Raw genomic sequence first — 17,705 nt, 5'->3', positions numbered from 1 at the left:
GGGGCGGGGGAGAGGGCAAGCGGTGCAAATTGCGATGTGGTCGGCAAGCAGAGCCTCCGGCCCGCTCCCCCACCCCCCCACCCCATGGATGGGGGGGGGGGGGGTGGGCCCCCGCGGTGCAAATTGCGATGTGGTCGGCAAGCAGAGCCTCCGGCCCTCTCCCCCAACCCCTCTCCCATTGCATGGGAGAGGGGAGCGAGAACCAGGAGCGAGAATTAAACCTCCCCCGTCCTACCCTCCAGCACCGCTTCTTCCTTCACCTTCGGCTTGCACTGCGCTTCCCTGACCTTCAGCACGATCATGTACTCATAGAACGCGCGCAGCAGCGAGAACGTCAGCCCCGCGCGGCCATCGAGGATGCCGCCACGGAAGAAGTAGAGCAGCAGGAACATCACCACAGGCCGGAACGGCAGCCGATAGTAAAGCTCCTTTTGATGGAAGCGGCGTTCGTTACGGTCGCCGTCGAAGAACGCGCGCCAGATGCTGAACTGCATACCGTTGGCGCGATTCAGCAGGATCTGTTCAGCTTCGAAACTGCTGTAGCGATTGTGCTTGTCGTACCAGTGCGTGATGCCCTTGCTGAACGGGTAGTGGTCGAAGTGCGCGCCGATATCGCCCGTGGGACCATCTACCAGTGTCACCGGATTGCAGAGCCGTTCATAGCGGATGCGTTCGGGACGGAACAGGCGGATGTTGAACGGCGAAGGTGCCACGTGCCGCAGCCAAGATCCCATGAAGTGATCGCGCCGTCTGACGCGGAAAGCCACGTTGTCGCCGGCGTCGGCCACGGCCCGCTGCATCGCGCTGGCCAGTTCGGGCGTCACGCGTTCATCGGCATCGGAGTAGTAAACCCAGGGATTCCGGAAGTCGATGTGCTTCAACCCCCAGTTCTGGTGCGCAGACCAGTTGTCGAATGGCCGCTGTATCACGCGCGCGCCGAACTGTTTCGCAATCTCGACGGTGCGGTCATCGCTCATCGAGTCATACACCACGATATCGTCGGACCACGCCAGGCTGCGCAGGCAGCCCGGCAGGTCTTGTTCTTCGTTTTTCGTCAGGACGATGACAGAGATGCCGGGCATGTTTGAGCCATGTTGTGTGGATGGGAACTACGCGCGCTTGCCGTGGGCCTTGCCGTACTGGCTCATGTAGCGATACTTGCCATACATCGCATGCGGCCGATACCAGCGGCCTTCCACATGCAGGCCGTTGAACAGTACGCCCTTGATGTCGCTGCCCGCCTGCTTCAGCGCACGTTGCGACGCGATCAACTCGCGCGCCGTGGTGCTGTCCGCACGCGCTACTGCAAACACGGCGCCGGCATGCTTGGCCAGGATCGTGGCGTCGGTGGCAGCCAATACCGGCGGCGTATCGAGCAGGATCAGGTCGTAGCGTGTCTTCAGCAACTCCAGCAGCCCGCCCATCGCCGGATGCTCCAGCAGGTCGGCAGCCAGCGGCGGTTGCGTGCCCGTGGCGAGGAAGTCGAGTCCGGGCACCACATCGCGCTGCACCACGTTGTCGAAGTCCGCACCGGTCAGCACTTCCGTCAGGCCCGGCGTGCGCATGCGGCCCAGCGCATGGTTCAGGCTGCCGCGCCGCAGGTCGGCGTCGATTAGGATCACCTTGCGGCCCGCCTTGGCAGCAATCGCGCCGAAGTTCAGGCTGACGAAGGATTTGCCCACGCCCGGCGCCGGACCCGTTATCACCACCACGCGGTTCGGGCTGTTCAGCAGCGCGAACTGCAGCGCGGTGCGGAACGTGCGCAGGCTTTCGATGGCGGGATCGTCGGGCGCATCGGTGGCCAGCAGGCCGGCGTGCGCCTCGTCCGAGGGCTTCAGGCTGGCCTGAGCATTGCTGAACGGCACCGTGGCGTAGACGGTGAGGCCGGTCTGCTGTTCCACTTCGTCGGCATCCACGAGCCCGCCATCGAGCACATGGCGCAGCAGCACGGCCATCAGCGCGGCCAGCAGGCCCAGGATGGCAGCTACCACCGAGATCATCGGGCGGTTCGGGCGCACCGGGTCCAGCGGAATGTCAGCCGGATCGATCAGGCGGGCCGTGCCCACCTTGCTGGCCTTGGTGAGCCGCAGCGCCTGCGTGTCGTTGAGCAGTTGCTGATACAGCTCGGTGCTGACCTTCACGTCGCGCATCAGGCGCAGCACGTTCTGCTCCACCTCGGGCAGCTTCTGGATCTTGTTCGTCACGCCGCCAAGCTGGCCGGAGAGACTCGCGATCTGGCTGTCGATGATCTCCACGCTCGGATGGCTCTGCGTGAAGCGCGTGGCCAGTTCCTCGCGTTTGGTGCGCAGCTCCTGCAGCTTGGTCTGGATGGCTACGGATTGCGACAGGATCAGCTTCGATTCCTCGCTCAGGTCGATCGTGCCGCGCTGGTTACGCATCGAGTTGTAGCGCTGCTCGGCCGTCTCCACCTGCTGCTTGAGCTGCGGCATCTGGCTTTCGAGGAACTTCAGCGACTTCTCCGCTTCCTCCGCCTTGCGGTGGACGTTCTGCTCGACGTACTCCTGTGCGATGGCGTTGAGGATCTTGGCGGCCTGCACGGGCGAGTTGTCTTCGAGCGCCACACCGATCACGCCACTCTGCTTGCCACGCTCCGCGATCATCAGCCGCGTCTGCAGGCCGGCGATGGCCGCGCCGCGCGGAATGTGCCGCACGATGAAGAGTGCGCCGGGGTTGCCCACGAGCTGGCTGACTTCCATCTTGACCGTGCCCTTGCGCGTCTCGATGGTCATCGGCACGCCCACCTTGCCGTCGGCCACCGTGTCCTGGTTCGGGAACGTTACCTGGAAGCCGTCGCCCTCCGTCTTGGTCACGCGGATCTCGGCACCTTCGAGGTCCGGCGGCACCGTGAGGTTGGCCATCTTGATCGACTCGATCCCCCACGCGTAACCGCCATAGCCGAACAGTCCCGGTGTGGAGAGTTGGCTCGCACGTGCCGCGATGGCCGAGCCGATCACCGGGAAGTAGCGCGGCGATGCCACGACGTCGAGGTTCAGCAGATCCACCGCCTTGCCCACCACCATGCGCGAGCGCAGCAGTTCCATTTCGGCGGAGGCGGCGGGCTTGACGTCGAACACCGGAGACAGGCTCGCCGCCAGCTTGGCGCCGGCAGGGTTGCCTGTGGTGTCTTCCACCTGCACGACGATATCGGCGCGGTAGACGGGCTTGCTCAGCATCGCGTAGACCACACCGAGCACCGTGATGAGACCAGCCACGATGATGAAGGTCCAACGGTATCGGACCAGCGTGTCCAGGACAGCGGTCAGGTCGAGCGGCTTCTCGCCGCCTTCTTCGATGTCTGCCGCCGGATCCCGGAATTGCCTGACGTTGCTCATGATGTCTCCTCACACCCGCTTGCGTTCTCGAGTTGCTGAACGCGTGTTGACCATGCATCCACCCCGTGCCGGATCATCCCAAGTACCACTGCGAACATGCCATGCGATCCACCGTACGGGTCCGGCACATCCGCATCGATGGATTCGCATAACCGGAAAGTCTTGCCGCGCGCGCCGGCATGCAGGCCCTCCAGCCAGTCGCGCTGGTCGGCCTCCATCACCAGCACCAGGTCCGCCTGCTCCACCAGCCGGGCGTCGATGGCCCGTGCACGATGCGCACGCAGATCGACCCCCTCGCGCGAAAGCAGCCGCACGGCGCGCGGATCGGCGTCCGCGCCCACGGGTGGTTCCAGCCCGGCCGAGAGCACGATGCAGTCAGGCAGTGCCTGCTGCAGCAGCACCGCGGCCATCGGACTACGGCACCGATTGCCGAGGCAGACCACAAGAATCGAACGAATCTTTGTCACGACGTTCCTCGATGTTGCTCAATAACGCATGAAGCCGGCGGTGCCCGTGATCGGCTGGACCAGCATGCTCATGACGCGGCTCCAGCGCACGATGCCGTTGGCATCGACATAGACCACGTCCTTGGGATGCATCTCGAAGCCCTCGGCCACGGCCAGTGCAACCGGCGAGGTGCCGTCAAGGTGGAACACCTGCGGCGCGCCGTCTTCCTTCTTGCGGATCACGAAGATCTGCCCGGCGTTTGCAGTGCCGGGGTTTACGCCACCGGCGTCGCCCAGGGCCTCGTTGAGAGACATCTTGCCGTCGCGCATCAGCAGCGAGACCGGCTTGACCACTTCACCGGTGACGAAGATCTTGCTGCCTTCGCGCTGTTCCACGCGCACGATGTCGCCATTGCGCAGCAGGATGCGTGCGGGGTCCACGCCCTTGCGCAGCAGTGCGGGCATGTCCACGTACCACGTCTGCTCGCCGCGCGTCACGCGGATGCGGCTGTTGTCGCCGGTCAGGTTCAGCACGCCCCCAGCGCGATTCAGCGCTTCCACGAGCGTCATCGCCGCATCGTCGATCGGCAGCGCACCCGGCGTCTTCACCTCGCCGTCCACATACACGCGCTGGCTGCGGAAGCCGAGCACGCGCACCGTCATCTGCGGATTGCGCACCACACGCGAGATCACGCGCGACATTTCCTCGCGCAGATCATTCGTGGTCTTGCCGGCCACGTGCAACACGCCCGCATAGGGAAACTGGATGTCGCCGCTGGGGCTGACCACATAACCCGGCATGTTCGATCCGCCGCTGGTGACCGGAATCTCCATCGCCGTGGCCACGCTGTACGTCTGCGTCGGGAACACGAGCTCGGGGTGATCCCAGACCACGACGGAAATGATGTCGCCGGGACCGACGCGATAGGGCTGCGGTGTGCCGAACAGTTGCTCCACACCTACGTTGGTAGGCTTGGCGTTCTTGCGCAACTCTTCATTGAGCTTGAGCGTGATCGGCGTGATCTCGGGCGGCTTTTCGCTATCACCGCCGGACGCCTGCATGGCGGCATCGGAGATACGCATGCCCGGCGCTGCGGCACATGCGGAAAGCAAAGCGGCGGCGCACAGGGTGACCAGTGCGGAACCTACGGGAAACATGGCGAAGCGACCTGATGACATCTCGATTCTCCCAACCAGAACCAACCCAGAGCCCAAGCGTGCATGCCGCGCAACCCGCGGCCACAGCTTCTGATGATGCGAGAGTAGGATCGTGGGGCCGTGGCTTCGGTACGTTTCACCACATTGGCGCGGGGAGGGTGTGGTGTGGGTGCCGAAGCCTCTCCCAACCGGCTGTTTGTGCTGCAACGTACGGAGGTCGCAAGCGCCGGGGGCTAGGCTGCCGTCATCTTCAGGCGTGCAGGAGGCTACCTTTCATGCGGCTTTTACATGTCATCAACTCGATCAACCCGGTAGGTGGCGGTCCGATCGAAGGGTTGCGCCAGCTGGATATCTATCTGGCGCAGCGCGGCGTGCAGGCGCAGATCTGCAGCAACGATCCGCCCGATGCGCCTTATGTGGTCAACAGTGGGCTGGATCTCGTGGCGCTGGGGCCGAGCCGCCTGCGGTACGGCTTCAATACGCGCATCGTGAGCTGGCTGCGCGAGCATGCCGCGGACTACGACGTGATTATCGTCCACGGCATCTGGCAGTTCCACAGCCTGGCCACATGGCTGGCCCTGCGCGGTGGGCGCACGCCGTATTTCGTCTTTACGCATGGCATGCTCGATCCGTGGTTCAAGGAGCGCTATCCGCTCAAGCATCTGAAGAAGTCGCTGTACTGGGCCGTGGGTGACTACTGGGTGTTGCGCGATGCACGCGCGGTATTGTTCACGGCGGAGGACGAGCGCCTGCGTGCCAGAGAGTCGTTCGCGCTGTATCAGTGCCGCGAGCAGGTCACCACGTTCGGCACGTCGCCGCCGCCGCCGGATCGCGCTGCGATGCGCACGGCCTTTACGCGCGCGTTTCCGGCCACGGCGGGGCGGCGCAACCTGCTCTTCCTGGGCCGGATTCATGAGAAGAAGGGTGTCGATTTGCTGATGCAGGCGTTTGGCCGCGTTGCGTCGATGGACCCCTCGTTGCATCTCATCATGGCTGGGCCGTGCGATACGCCGATGCGCCATCAGCTCGAAGGCATCGCGCATGCGGCCGGTGTGGGCAATCGCGTGACGTGGACCGGCATGTTGCAGGGCGATCTGAAATGGGGCGCGTTCGAAGCGGCCGAAGCGTTTTGCCTGCCATCGCATCAGGAGAACTTTGGCGTGGCCGTGGCGGAGTCCCTGGCTTGCGGCGTGCCCGTGCTGATATCGAACAAGGTCAATATCTGGCGCGAGATCGAAGGCGATGGCGCGGGCATGATCTGCGACGATACGCAGGAAGATGCCGAGCGCGTGCTGCGCCAGTGGATTGGCACGCCGGCATCGGATCGTGCGCGGATGCGCGAGCAGGCGATGGCTTGTTTCGAGCAGCGCTTCCAGAGCAGCCGCTTTGCGGATCGGCTGTTGGAGATCGTCGGCGCGCCTGGCGCCGCGTTGCAACCGGTCTAGCCATTCAGGCAAACAACACGGGCCGCTCAACGCGGCCCGTATCGGTCCTTCCCCCACGCGAAATCTTCGTCGCTTCTACGACTCCACCGCCACATCGGCCAGCGCTGGTGTCAGCGTGCGCACCTCGCGCGTGGGCATGGCGGCACTGGCACGCAACTGCAGCGCCGATTCCACCACGCGTGCGCAGATATCCTGGTTGCCGGCGCCATTGGCGCGTACCCGCTGCATGCCCGCCACGCGGATGGTTTCGCGTCGCGCGGTGTTGTCGAGCAGCGTGCGGCACCAGTGCGCGCACTCGTCAGCATCGTTCCAGAACACGGCTTCGCGGCCTTCTTCGAACATGGCCAGGTGGTCTCGCGTGCGCTGGGCGCAGAGCAGGCCGCCGGCGTACGGAATCTCCATCGTGCGCGTGGTGTGCAGGTCGCGGTTTCCCGACGACAACAGACCGATGCAGATCTTGCTGCCCTGCATGGCCGCCACGTAGTCGCGTCCATTGAGGTTGCCGCCACGATGATGAGGCCGCAGCATTGGCCAGAACGAAGACATGCCCCAGCGCGCGCCCCAGATCGAGACCGGAATGCCGCGCGTGATGAGATCGGCAATGAGCTTGTCGCGCGGCTCGTTGCGCATCCACGTGCCGATGAAAGCGACTTCGGAGCGGAAGCTGTCCGGGATCTCGTCGTCACTGGCATATGGCGCGTGCATGACCTCGTCGTAGCTGCGGTCCACGCGCATGATCTGCGAGGCGCCCAGCGCGCGCAGTTCCTCGATGTTCTCGTCGCGCACCACCACGCACAGGTCGTAGGCCGGTATGGCGTTGCGCAGCGTGGCAAAGCGCTGGCCGTCGCGCGGGCCGGACGGGTCATCGTGGTTGTACAGCACCGTCGTGGCGCCCGTGCTCGCGAGCAGGCGGATGCAGTCGGGGCCGAGCAGCTCGCCGCTATCGACCCAGACGATGTCGGGTGTGTCGAGTTCACCGAGCGTGGCGCAGATATGAGCCACCCAGTCGTGCATCGTCCATTGCAACGCGCGGTATCCAGTGCGGAAATGCGCGGCGTTGAGCCAACGGTTGTTGAGTTGGCGATCGACGGCCAGGAATGGATCGGCGATGGTCACCGCATGGCCGAGGCGGCGCAACGCCTGCGCGCGGTAGAGCGCAGTGCTGCCTTCGAGGCTGCAGCCGAGGTAGAGGATTCTGGCCATTTCAGGTGGCTCCTTTGCCGATGGCGCGCACGAAGACGCGCGAGATCCAGAAGACGATGGTGTAGATGAAGGCGCTTTCGATCCAGCCGCGCAGGATCAGTTGCATGAGTCCCGACAATGATTCGACACCCGTGGCCGCGCTGGTCAGATAGAACACCCACGTGTAGAAGCGCGTGACCACGAGCGGGCTGAAGACGGGTACCCATCGCACCGGGCTGCCATCGCGCGCAGGCAAGGTGCGGCGCGTGGTCTGCGCATCGGCCAACGCGAACGTGACAAAGGCGAGGATTGCCAGCACGCCTGGGTAGAGCCAGTCGAACGTGGCATAGCCTGTGCCGAAGATCGAACCCGTGCGGAAGCCGCCGAGGGCATCGGTGTCACCCGTGACCGTGAACAGCATCAGGTCGCCGGACGATGACGTGGTCACGAAGTCCTTGTCGACGGCCACGCCCAGCGCATCGAGCACGGGGCCTGGTATCACAGTGATCACGCGCTGCCATTCGATCTTGCGCAGCTCGGCGCGTGCGGACGCATCCTGGCGCAGCGCGAGATCGAGCGTGGCATCGGCGAACTTCATGTTGGCCAGCCGCTGCAGGAAGAGGTTGTCGAGATAGCGCTCGTCCCACGTTTCGTGGTTGTCGTTGGCATCGGCTTCAAGCCGGTCGCGAATGGCATCGCGGTTCTGCATGGTCTCGATCGTGGCGCTGATCAGTTGCCCAGCCGAGACATCGTTGCGCTGCGCGCGCGCGATCACCATGCTGGTTGCCAGATCGGTGACTGGCCCTTGCAGCAGCGCCAGCACGAGTCCCACGATCACCAGCCGGCGCGGCCGGAACAGGCGCATCGGCAGCGTGCGCGTCACGAATCCGTAGGCCAGCACAAGACAGACGGATATCGTGCCGATCAACACCAGCGCGCGGCTGTTGCTGCCGATGGAGACCATCGCGAGCAATGCGGTGTAGGCCACCAGCGTGAGCTTCCAGCGCATGCTCATCGGCAGGTAGCTGTGCGCGCCGGTCAGGGGCCGTACCAGCAGGCAATAGGGCAGGTAGGCCAGCGGATACATGGCCTGCATCAGCCGGTTCAGTGCGCCGCCGCTGCCTTCGGTGATCATGCCGACCACAAAGACCTGGTACACCATCGCACAGAGCCCGAGCACGCCCATCACCATGATCTGGACATTGCCCACCGTGTGGAACAACCCCATCGGTCGATAGACGCGATTGACGATGCCCACACGCAAACGCATGGCCGTCTGGCTCTTGCGATAGAGACGATGCGCGCCGAGCAAGGCGATCTGGCAGATGAACGCGTGCGCGAAATCGAGCACGGGGTGGTGCAGGTTGTACGTCAGCGGCTTCCACTCGAGCAGGGTGGCCACGGGCGGCAGCAGGAAGTAGGACAGCGTGTAGCCGAGCAGCATCGAGGTGGAGATCGGATACGCGCGCAGCCGCTCCACGCGCGCCATCACATGGATGCCGCTCAGGCCACCGGCGATTACAAGCAGCGCGGCGGCCACGTTGGCGGAGTTCAGCCAGAGCAGCGCCTGCACGCCGACTGTCGCACTCCAGACGAGCAGGAACGCCGTCCGCCAGCGCTGGAAGCGCAGCGGCCGTGGAGCGGCGGCAATCTGCAACGTGGTGGCGGTCATACGGGGTCCTCGGGCATCCTCGGGCTCATGTTGCGGAGCCTACAGAGGATGACCGGGCATGGATGTGGGGTAGCACACCATCCACGTACCCACCCCCGATGACCGCCCCGGAGCGTGGGATGCCGAACAGTTGCGTGCGCGGCAGCAGGCGCATGCTGCGGTTCCAGACGCCATGCCGGGAGTGACGCCGGCGAACCTTGTGCAGGAGCAGGCAGCGTGAAAATCGTGGTGTTCGGCCATCCGGCCTATATGGGCAGCCCCAGCATGAACGGCTTCGTCGCCATGGTGAGCGAAGGCATGCGCGCACGCGGGCACGACGTGGAATTGTGGCGCCCGGAAGGCTTCGTGCGGCGCCTCGGCATGGGACCGCGCTCGCGCAAGTATCTGGGCTATGTCGATCAGTTCATCCTGTTTCCGTGGCAGGCCCGCGCGCGGCTCCGGCGCATGGCGGCGCCGCCGCTCGTGGTGCTGGGCGATCATGCGCTGGGCATGTGGATGTCGTTCCTGGCCGAGTATCCGCATGTGATCCATAGCCATGACTTCAATCCGCTGCGCGAGCTGGCAGGGGATTTTCCGAGCCGCCAATTGAGCTGGAGCGGCAAGCTGTACCAGTCGCTGATTCGCAATGGATTCGGGCGAGGCCGCATGTTCATCGCGGTGTCGCAGGCGACGGCACGGGATCTCGTCCGCTTCTATCCGGGCGACGCACCGCCGTGCGAGGTGGTCTACAACGGTCTCAGCTATCCCTTCGGCCCGATGGATGCGGCCACCGCCGTGGCAACGCTGAAGAAGGAGGTCGAGGAACCCGTGGTGCCAGGCATGCTGCTGCATATCGGCGGCAACCAGTGGTACAAGAATCGCGCGGGCGTGCTGGCGCTGTACGCCGCCTACTGCCGTGCAACGCCTGCGGCGAGCATCCGCCCGCTCTGGATGATGGGACCGCAGGCTCCTGATGCCGAGATGGTGGCTGCGGCTGCGCAGGCCGAAGCGGCGGGAGGCAACGTGCGCTGGCTCGTCGGATTGTCGACGCAGGCGATTCACGCGGCCTATGCGCTCGCCGCGGTGTTTGTCTTCCCCAGCCTCGAAGAAGGTTTCGGCTGGCCCATCATCGAGGCCATGGCGTGCGGTACGCCGGTGCTGACCACGGATCGCGCGCCGATGAGCGAGATCGCCGGTGGCGTGGCGACGCTGATCGAACGGATGCCGGAAGGCGATGCTGCGGCATGGGCTGCACGGCATGCTGCGGTACTCGCTGACATGGCCGCCTGGACCGCGCCGATGCGGCAGGCGTATGCCGCATCGGCGCTGGCTCACGCAGCGAAATTTTCGGCAGACCATGCGCTCGACGAGTACGAGCGCATCTACCGAAACGTAGCCGAAGTACACGGCCATGCACCCGCAGACTTGCCCGCCCGGGCGGTCTGAGACGTGGCTCCAAACCATCAGACCATGATCTAACGGAGTCCGCCGCACTTTGTGCGCTACCGCACAAATCTCGCGCAGGAAACTCCCTAGCATCGGTGCTGCCAATTCTGGACCGGCAATTTTTTCAACCGGTGGAGTGGCGGGAATCAGTATTGACCGATGTGTTTGGGAGCCCATCATGATGGCGCAGACCCAGCAGGACGAAATCAATCGCAAGGCGTGGCGCAGTGGCGGGGCGCAGCGCATGTTCGGTGCGCTCTCGGGCGTGACCGATCCGGGCGAAGAGGCCGCCCTGGCCTATGTGGCCGACGACGTGCGCGGCCAGCCGCTACTTGATGTGGGCGTGGGCGGCGGACGCACCGTGCCGCTGCTGCGGCGCCTGAGCGCGGACTACACCGCCGTGGACTACACCGCCGAACTGGTTGAAATCTGCAGACGCAATCATCCGGACGTGACGGTGCTGCACGCCGATGCGCGCGACCTCTCGATGTTTCCGGACAATCACTTCGGGCTGGTGATGTTCAGCTGGAACGGCATCGACGCCGTCGATCCATCCGGCCGGCTGGCGATCCTGCAGGAGTTCGCACGCGTGCTGCGCCCCGGTGGCCTGCTGCTGTTTTCCACGCACAACATGCTGGGGCCCGGCTATCGCGAGAACCTGCTCAACATGCTGAACTGGCCCAACGATGCGCGCAATGCGCTCGACTTCGGACTGAAGTCGGCGCGCGTGCTGGCGCGACTGCCCAGCGGTGCGTTCAACTTCGTGCGGCACTCCCGGCTCAATCGCCAGTACGACAGATTCGGGCTGCGGGTCTGCGCGGCGCACCGCTTCGGTATCGTCATCTACTACACCGAGATGGAAGCGCAGAAGCGCGCGCTGGCCGGTCTCGGACTCCGGACCGAGAAGGTGTTCTGCAACATGCACGGTCACGAAGTGGACGAGCGCGACGATATGCGGCGCCTGTTCTGGTTTCACTTCGTCGCGCGCAAGGCCGCAGCGCACTAGCGCACTAGCGCTAGAACCGGTCTCCGAGCGTGGCCGGTGCGCCGGGCGCGGTCGTCATTGCCAGCAACGTTTGCTCGAATTGTCCGAGCACGGCATCGCGATCCAGGTGCGTGCGCGCCCAGGCAAGTCCCGCAATGCCGAGTTGCGTGCGCATCGCGGGCGACGCCGCAAGCGTGGCGATGCCTTCCGCGAACGCGGCGTCGTCACCGGGCGGCACCACCACGCCACACAGGTTGACCACGTTGGCCAGCGCAGAGCCTTGTGCAGCGGTAGTGACTACGGGCCGTCCGCTGGCCAGCATGCCCGTCAGCTTCGAAGGCATGACGAGATCGGTAACATCGGCCCGCTGCGGCAGCAGATGCACGTCGGCGGCGGCCAGCAAAGCCGGAAAGCGTTCGTTGCTCTGCAAAGGCAGGAACTGCACGTTCGGAAGATCCGCGCAGGCGGACTGCAGTTCGGCGCGGCCTCCGCCATCGCCACAGAACACAAAGCGGATATCGGCGCGATCGCGCAAGCGTCGCGCGGCGGCAGCCAGATGTTCGAGCCCCTGCTTGGCGCCCATGTTGCCGGAATAGAGCGCCAGCACGGCGTCTTCGGGGATGCCAAGCTCTGTGCGCATCGCAAGCGCGGCATCGGGTGAGGTCTGGTGGAGTACGGTCCAGTTGGGCAGCAGCACTGCGCGCTCCGGGGCAACGCCTTTCTCGATCGCCAGCGCAACCATGTTCGAGGAAATCGACGAGACACGATCCTGCCGGCGCAGCAGGAATCGCTCCATGCCGAGCGCGAGACGACGCAGCCATGGTCGCTTGAGCAGCCCGAGTGCGAACGCGGCATCCACTTCGTAATCCTGCACATGCAGCCATGCGCGGCCACCCGATAGACGCGCGAGCAACGTGGCGGCGGGCGTGCACATCAGCGGCGGCTCGACCATGAAGACCACATCGGGACGCCAGAACCATTGCCGCACCAGTAGCGGCAACGTCGATGCGGCAAAGCTCGCCAGATGCAACAGGCGCTTGGCTCCCGATGGTCGCGCCGGCACCCACACCGGTGCGCGCCAGACCTCCACGCCGCGCAGCGTCTCGCGCCGATATCGCCAGGCACTGTAGCCATCACCAATGCGCCACGCGGGGTAGTACGGCGGCGCGGCAATCACGCGCACGTCGTGGCCGCGCGCCGCCAACCATTCCGACTGCTCGGTGGTGTACTTGCCGATACCCGTCAGCTCCGGCGCGTAGTTCAGGCTCACCATCAGAATCTTCATCGGGAGTCCTGTCGAGGATCAGGCCGCGGACGCGAGGGGTTGCGCGGCCAGACGTCCATCGGCCACGGCGCGGCGATAGGTTTCCTGCAGGCCCTCGCGCAGTGCGACGCGCGGGCGCCATCCTGTCGAAGCGATCGCCTGGCAATCCAGTCGCTTGCGCGGCGTGCCATCGGGACGCGACGGATCGAAGCCGATCGTGCCTGGGTAGCCAGTGGCCTCGGCCACAAGCGAGGCGAGCGCGGCAATGCTGACTTCATCGTCGCTGCCCACGTTGAGAAAGCCGTGTTTCGCGGCCTGGCGGTAGTCGTCCCGCGGCAACGCCATCAAGTGCAGGCAGGCACTGGCGAGATCATCGACATGCAAAAACTCGCGCAGCGGGCGCCCCGTACCCCAGACCGATACGTGCGAGGTGCCGAGCGACGTGGCGTCATGAAAGCGCCGCAGCAGGCCCGGTATCACGTGACTGTTCTCGGGATGATAGTTGTCGCCGGGACCGTAGAGATTGGTCGGCATCGCGCAGCGGAAATCGGTGCCGTACTGGCGGTTGTAGCTGTCGCACAGCATGATGCCCGCGATCTTGGCCAGCGCGTACGGGGCGTTGGTCGGTTCCAGCGCGCCGGTCAGCAAGGCATCCTCGCGAATCGGCTGCGTGGCGAGGCGCGGATAGATGCAGCTCGATCCCAGGAACAGGAGATGCTGCACACCGTGCTGCCACGCCGCGTGAATCACGTGCGTGGCGATGGCCAGGTTCTGGTGGATGAACTCGGCGGGATAGGTGTTGTTGGCATGGATGCCGCCTACGCGCGCGGCGGCCAGATAGACCTGGTCGATGCGTTCGCTGGCGAAGAATGCCTGCACCTGCTGCTGGTCGCACAAGTCGAGTTCGGCATGGGTGCGAACGACGATCTCGGCGTTGCCACGCGCCGCGAGGGCACGCACGATGGCCGATCCGACCATGCCACGGTGCCCGGCCACGAAGATGCGGGGGCGCGCGTCAGTCATGGTGGTCATAGGCGCGGAATCCTGCCATGCGAACCAGTGCGTCGCGGCGCGCGGCGGCGTAGTCGGACTCGATCATTTCCTGCACGAGGGTGTCGAAGCCGATGCGCGGTGTCCAGCCGAGTTTCTCGCGCGCCCGCGTGGCATCGCCAAGCAGCGTTTCCACTTCGGTCGGGCGGAAGTAGCGCGGGTCTACGCGCACGATCACATCGCCCACCTTGCAGGCCGGGCGCGATGCGCCGTGGCCGGTATCGATGGCGGTCACCACGCCGGTTTCCTCTTCGCCGCTGCCACGGAACTCCACCGTGATGCCGAGATGGCGCGCGGCCAGCGTCACGAACTCGCGCACGCTGTGCTGCTCGCCGCTGGCGATGACGAAGTCCTCGGCCTGCTGCTGTTGCAGCATCAGCCACTGCATCTCCACGTAGTCGCGCGCATGGCCCCAGTCGCGCAGCGCAGACATGTTGCCGAGGTACAGCGTGTCCTGCAGCCCCAGCGCGATACGTGCAATGGCCCGTGTGATCTTGCGCGTGACGAAGGTCTCGCCCCGGATCGGGCTTTCATGGTTGAACAGGATGCCGTTGCAGGCATACATGCCATACGCCTCGCGATAGTTCACCGTGATCCAGTAGGCATAGAGCTTGGCCGCTGCATACGGACTGCGCGGATAGAACGGCGTGGTTTCCTTCTGCGGAATCTCCTGCACCAGTCCGTAGAGTTCGGAGGTGGAAGCCTGGTAGAAGCGTGTCTTCTTTTCGAGTCCGAGGATGCGCATGGCTTCGAGCAGCCGCAGCGTGCCGAGGGCATCGGTGTTGGCGGTGTACTCGGGCTCCTCGAACGAAACCTGGACGTGGCTTTGCGCAGCGAGGTTATAGACCTCGTCGGGCTGCGATTGCTGCATCACGCGCATCAGGCTGGCCGTATCGGTCATGTCGCCGTGATGCAGGAACAGGCGCCGGTCCGAGACGTGCGGGTCCTGATAGAGATGGTCGATCCGCTCGGTGTTGAACTGCGAGCTGCGGCGCTTGATGCCGTGCACCTCGTAGCCCTTGTCGAGCAGCAGTTCGCACAGGTAGGCGCCGTCCTGCCCCGTGATGCCGGTGATCAGTGCGCGCTTCGGGCGCGATGCCTGCGGCAGCGCCGCTTCGCCGAATCCTGCAAGAGGCTGGAGGTCGTTGGCTCCCATATCTTCCTGTGCTCCCCGGTAGTGACCGCAAAGTGAATCCGCCGGGCAGCGGCCTGCCCGTGCAATGACTGTAGCGAGGTGCAGCGGGGGGTACTGTGGGATAGCACACAGAGGGGGGAAGGGTGTGTGGGGCGACGCAGAAATGGGTACGGCGGGGCGGGAGGGTGGCTTACTCCCCTCTCCCGCTGTGCGGGAGAGGGGCGGGGGAGAGGGCCAGCAGTTCAAATTGCTACGTGGTCGGCAAGCAGAACCTCCAGCCCTCTCCCCCAACCCCTCTCCCAGAGGGAGAGGGGAGTACGACGAGGTCAGAGCGTGGCTGCAGTACCCGTCGCCACAAACCGCTCATCCCTGCGCCCAGGCTGGATCCTCGCCGCATGCTCATCGCCGCTGACCCATTCCAGCGTGGCGCCGCGCTGCAGGGCGGCGTAGACCGCCTCACCCTTGTTGCGGACCTTCAGGCGCTGGTAGAGCGTGCAGGCGTGGCTCTTTACGGTGGCCACCGAGATATTGAGCATGCGGCTGACGGTCTTGATCGGATAGCCCCGGGCCAGCAGCACCAGCACTTCGTACTGGCGCGGCGTGATCTTGAGCATTTCGGCTTCGTCGTAGCTGGGCTCTTCCTCGGCCCGTTGCACGCTGGAGGCCGGCACCGCAGGTTGCGCGGCGATGGGCTGGCCCGGACGCAGGCTGGTCAGGTCGCGCACGGCCACGGCGGCGCGCATGGCGCTGGCGCACGCGGATGGCGATGCCGGGTCCGTTGCCGGGACAGCCGATAGCGGCAGCGGCGCAGCCGAAGCCAGCGACGTCGCCGCCGGCATGGCCGAGCGCGATGCCACGGCGGGTGCGGCCGACTCACCGGCGAACATCAACCCTTGCACGCTGGAGACGGCCAGCCGCATCGCGGCTTCGATCACGGCGAGCGAGGCCGATTTCGGCAGGCAGCCGCAGATGCCACGCGCGGCGTCTGCGTTCGGTACATGCAGCGGCAGCATGTCGGCCAGGATCAGGATGCGTTGCGGGGCCAGGCGGTCCCGCGCCTGTTCCAGCTGCTCCCAGCCAAGGGCCTGGTCGGCGGGCATGCCGAAGACCAGCAGGTCGGCGTTTCGGTGCGGTGTCTCCAGACGGTGGATGTCGCCGGGCGCAAGCGCCAGTACGTGTCCGGATTCCTGGATGGTCTCGAGCATCTGCAACAGCCCGAGCCGGAGCAGCGGATGCTCCTCGATCAGCAAGGCGTTCATTCTTCTTGACTCCCCGTTTATGGGTGAGATGCGGGACGCTTTGCGTGAGGGGAATGCGCTTGCGGCCATCTGGCGGCCACCGGTGATGGTGCCGCGAAAAAACAGCCGTAACCCTGTGCTTCCGTGTCTGTCGACGCCCATTTGTCAGAGGGGCTTGTCCGCGTGACCGGAAGTATGACCCGTACCCTTACCCGAAAAAACTCGCTCCTGAATTTGGAAACTTGAATTCATCTTATGGGCTGGTCCGAACGAATGCAAGCAGGTGGATAACGGTGGAGGCCGGGTTGTAATGCACCGCCCTACATAATCCATTGCCGATGCCATACTTTTGGCTCGCAAAGTATGTCAGACGCCATCCGACATGGCGTGGCGCGGTGGTTGCACTGTTGATACATCCACTGAAGAAAGTGTTTCAGCCGTGCAACCATATTGAAAGAAAATCGCTTTCTGATTATCTATTCGTCACCCACATGGGGGGTGTGGCATTAAGAGAAATCATGCGTGGTGGCGCATTAATGAAACCCGTTGAAAATTATTCCGATCGTCACGATTTGTAGCGACGCCTTAATAGGCGGCGCGCAGTCTAGTGCAAAAGGATGAGATAAAAATCGTTCCTCGGCACGAATGCAAAAAAAGGTGTCTAGTCGCGGCCACCCGGCTTGCAACCACCTCCGGAATGGCAGCGGGCCGGACCTCACGCCCAATGAGTCCGGCCCGCTTCAACCATCGGTACAGGGTTCAACGCAGGAGCATGTACTGACTTACCTCGGCGTCGGACCCTGGGTGGCCTCCTTATCGCGACCAGTGGCCCCGCTGCTGGTACCAACCGTGCGGACCGCGTACCCAGCGGTCCGGCACATAGCGATAGCCGGGGCGCGATGCCTCCCAGTGGCCGCCGCGCCAGGCGTAGTTGCCGCGCACCCGGTCATAGTGGCCCGGCACCCATGCGCTGCCCGGACGCGGAGGCGGGCGAACTTCATGGCGCGGTGGGGGCGGCGCGTTCCTGTAGTAGCCGTGGTCATGCGCCTCGGCGGCGGGCGACATCAGACCGAAGAGGCTACCGGTGGTCAGCACAGCGGCGGCAAGCAGGATTTGGCGTTTCATTGAGTTCTCCTTGAGTCCGTTTCGAGGAACTGCCGCTTAGTAGCGGTGGTGGTAGCCGCCGCGGGGCGGTACGACGATGCAGGCCGAAAGCAGGGCACTGGTGGTGGTCAGCAGAAGGGCCAGGACAATTGCGCGTTTCATGTGGGACTCCGTTGTTCGATGCGTGTGGACGACGGCTTCACTCTAGCGGTGCGATCGGCGCGGACGCGGTTGCACTTGTAAGGCTG

14 protein-coding genes are annotated in these 17,705 nt (G+C 64.8%); 3 read left to right on the top strand and 11 right to left on the bottom strand.

From position 1 onward, the window contains the following. Nucleotides 1-215: 215 nt before the first annotated feature. Genes ABDB81_RS14420 through ABDB81_RS14405 form a run of 4 tightly spaced genes read right to left on the bottom strand, consistent with a single transcriptional unit; the run spans nucleotide 216 to nucleotide 4,978 of the window. On the bottom strand, nucleotides 216-1,082 hold the full coding sequence (locus ABDB81_RS14420) for a glycosyltransferase family 2 protein (protein ID WP_346811754.1): 867 nt from the start codon (nucleotides 1,080-1,082) through the stop codon (nucleotides 216-218). Nucleotides 1,083-1,109: 27 nt separating this feature from the next. Then, nucleotides 1,110-3,353, bottom strand: coding sequence for a polysaccharide biosynthesis tyrosine autokinase (locus ABDB81_RS14415; RefSeq protein ID WP_137927830.1), 2,244 nt, complete (start codon nucleotides 3,351-3,353; stop codon nucleotides 1,110-1,112). Next, nucleotides 3,350-3,820, bottom strand: coding sequence for a low molecular weight protein-tyrosine-phosphatase (locus ABDB81_RS14410; RefSeq protein ID WP_283205155.1), 471 nt, complete (start codon nucleotides 3,818-3,820; stop codon nucleotides 3,350-3,352). The genes ABDB81_RS14415 and ABDB81_RS14410 overlap by 4 nt, the downstream gene beginning before the upstream one ends. An 18-nt stretch (nucleotides 3,821-3,838) precedes the next feature. Continuing rightward, a complete protein-coding gene (locus ABDB81_RS14405) occupies nucleotides 3,839-4,978 on the bottom strand; it encodes a polysaccharide biosynthesis/export family protein (RefSeq protein WP_171020504.1) in 1,140 nt (379 codons plus the stop codon). A gap of 254 nt (nucleotides 4,979-5,232) precedes the next feature. Here ABDB81_RS14405 and ABDB81_RS14400 point away from each other — a divergent pair, with 254 nt between their 5' ends. Then, nucleotides 5,233-6,402 carry a glycosyltransferase gene (locus tag ABDB81_RS14400; RefSeq protein WP_137927831.1) on the top strand — a complete coding sequence of 390 codons (1,170 nt, stop codon included), beginning with the start codon at nucleotides 5,233-5,235 and terminating at the stop codon, nucleotides 6,400-6,402. 75 nt (nucleotides 6,403-6,477) lie between these two features. Here the strand turns inward: ABDB81_RS14400 and ABDB81_RS14395 are convergent, their stop codons facing one another. Next, nucleotides 6,478-7,605, bottom strand: a complete 1,128-nt coding sequence (locus ABDB81_RS14395) for a glycosyltransferase (protein ID WP_346811752.1) — start codon at nucleotides 7,603-7,605, stop codon at nucleotides 6,478-6,480. A 1-nt stretch (nucleotide 7,606) separates the two neighbouring features. Then, nucleotides 7,607-9,256 carry a hypothetical protein gene (locus ABDB81_RS14390; protein ID WP_346811750.1) on the bottom strand — a complete coding sequence of 550 codons (1,650 nt, stop codon included), beginning with the start codon at nucleotides 9,254-9,256 and terminating at the stop codon, nucleotides 7,607-7,609. 216 nt (nucleotides 9,257-9,472) lie between these two features. Between ABDB81_RS14390 and ABDB81_RS14385 the strand changes: the two genes are divergently transcribed. Next, complete coding sequence (locus tag ABDB81_RS14385) at nucleotides 9,473-10,681, top strand: glycosyltransferase (RefSeq protein ID WP_346811749.1); 1,209 nt, start codon at nucleotides 9,473-9,475, stop codon at nucleotides 10,679-10,681. A gap of 178 nt (nucleotides 10,682-10,859) precedes the next feature. Continuing rightward, complete coding sequence (locus ABDB81_RS14380; protein WP_346811747.1) at nucleotides 10,860-11,687, top strand: class I SAM-dependent methyltransferase; 828 nt, start codon at nucleotides 10,860-10,862, stop codon at nucleotides 11,685-11,687. Nucleotides 11,688-11,697: 10 nt separating this feature from the next. Here ABDB81_RS14380 and ABDB81_RS14375 read toward each other — a convergent pair whose 3' ends face one another. From ABDB81_RS14375 to ABDB81_RS14355, 5 genes are all read right to left on the bottom strand, one after another. After that, the gene (locus ABDB81_RS14375; protein WP_346811745.1) at nucleotides 11,698-12,951 is read right to left on the bottom strand and encodes a glycosyltransferase WbuB; all 1,254 of its coding nucleotides are present in this window, start codon (nucleotides 12,949-12,951) and stop codon (nucleotides 11,698-11,700) included. A gap of 18 nt (nucleotides 12,952-12,969) precedes the next feature. Then, complete coding sequence (locus ABDB81_RS14370) at nucleotides 12,970-13,962, bottom strand: GDP-L-fucose synthase (RefSeq protein WP_346811744.1); 993 nt, start codon at nucleotides 13,960-13,962, stop codon at nucleotides 12,970-12,972. Further along, a complete protein-coding gene (gmd, locus tag ABDB81_RS14365; protein WP_137927837.1) occupies nucleotides 13,946-15,136 on the bottom strand; it encodes a GDP-mannose 4,6-dehydratase in 1,191 nt (396 codons plus the stop codon). Before gmd ends, ABDB81_RS14370 begins: the two co-directional genes overlap by 17 nt. Nucleotides 15,137-15,441: 305 nt before the next feature. Continuing rightward, a complete protein-coding gene (locus ABDB81_RS14360) occupies nucleotides 15,442-16,374 on the bottom strand; it encodes a LuxR C-terminal-related transcriptional regulator (protein ID WP_137927572.1) in 933 nt (310 codons plus the stop codon). A gap of 792 nt (nucleotides 16,375-17,166) precedes the next feature. Then, nucleotides 17,167-17,478, bottom strand: coding sequence for a hypothetical protein (locus ABDB81_RS14355; RefSeq protein ID WP_137927571.1), 312 nt, complete (start codon nucleotides 17,476-17,478; stop codon nucleotides 17,167-17,169). Nucleotides 17,479-17,705: the final 227 nt, after the last annotated feature.

This window comes from Cupriavidus sp. DL-D2 (assembly GCF_039710735.1).
Taxonomy (GTDB): domain Bacteria; phylum Pseudomonadota; class Gammaproteobacteria; order Burkholderiales; family Burkholderiaceae; genus Cupriavidus.
This window is presented reverse-complemented; position numbering and strand designations above follow the sequence as displayed.

Coding starts and splice junctions, on each gene's coding strand:
- gmd (WP_137927837.1), bottom strand. CDS start 15,136: ATGGGAGCCAACGACCTCCAGCCTCTTGCAGGATTCGGCGAAGCGGCG.
- ABDB81_RS14415 (WP_137927830.1), bottom strand. CDS start 3,353: ATGAGCAACGTCAGGCAATTCCGGGATCCGGCGGCAGACATCGAAGAA.
- ABDB81_RS14420 (WP_346811754.1), bottom strand. CDS start 1,082: ATGCCCGGCATCTCTGTCATCGTCCTGACGAAAAACGAAGAACAAGAC.
- ABDB81_RS14390 (WP_346811750.1), bottom strand. CDS start 9,256: ATGACCGCCACCACGTTGCAGATTGCCGCCGCTCCACGGCCGCTGCGC.
- ABDB81_RS14360 (WP_137927572.1), bottom strand. CDS start 16,374: ATGAACGCCTTGCTGATCGAGGAGCATCCGCTGCTCCGGCTCGGGCTG.
- ABDB81_RS14375 (WP_346811745.1), bottom strand. CDS start 12,951: ATGAAGATTCTGATGGTGAGCCTGAACTACGCGCCGGAGCTGACGGGT.
- ABDB81_RS14355 (WP_137927571.1), bottom strand. CDS start 17,478: ATGAAACGCCAAATCCTGCTTGCCGCCGCTGTGCTGACCACCGGTAGC.
- ABDB81_RS14380 (WP_346811747.1), top strand. CDS start 10,860: ATGATGGCGCAGACCCAGCAGGACGAAATCAATCGCAAGGCGTGGCGC.
- ABDB81_RS14405 (WP_171020504.1), bottom strand. CDS start 4,978: ATGTCATCAGGTCGCTTCGCCATGTTTCCCGTAGGTTCCGCACTGGTC.
- ABDB81_RS14395 (WP_346811752.1), bottom strand. CDS start 7,605: ATGGCCAGAATCCTCTACCTCGGCTGCAGCCTCGAAGGCAGCACTGCG.
- ABDB81_RS14400 (WP_137927831.1), top strand. CDS start 5,233: ATGCGGCTTTTACATGTCATCAACTCGATCAACCCGGTAGGTGGCGGT.
- ABDB81_RS14370 (WP_346811744.1), bottom strand. CDS start 13,962: ATGACCACCATGACTGACGCGCGCCCCCGCATCTTCGTGGCCGGGCAC.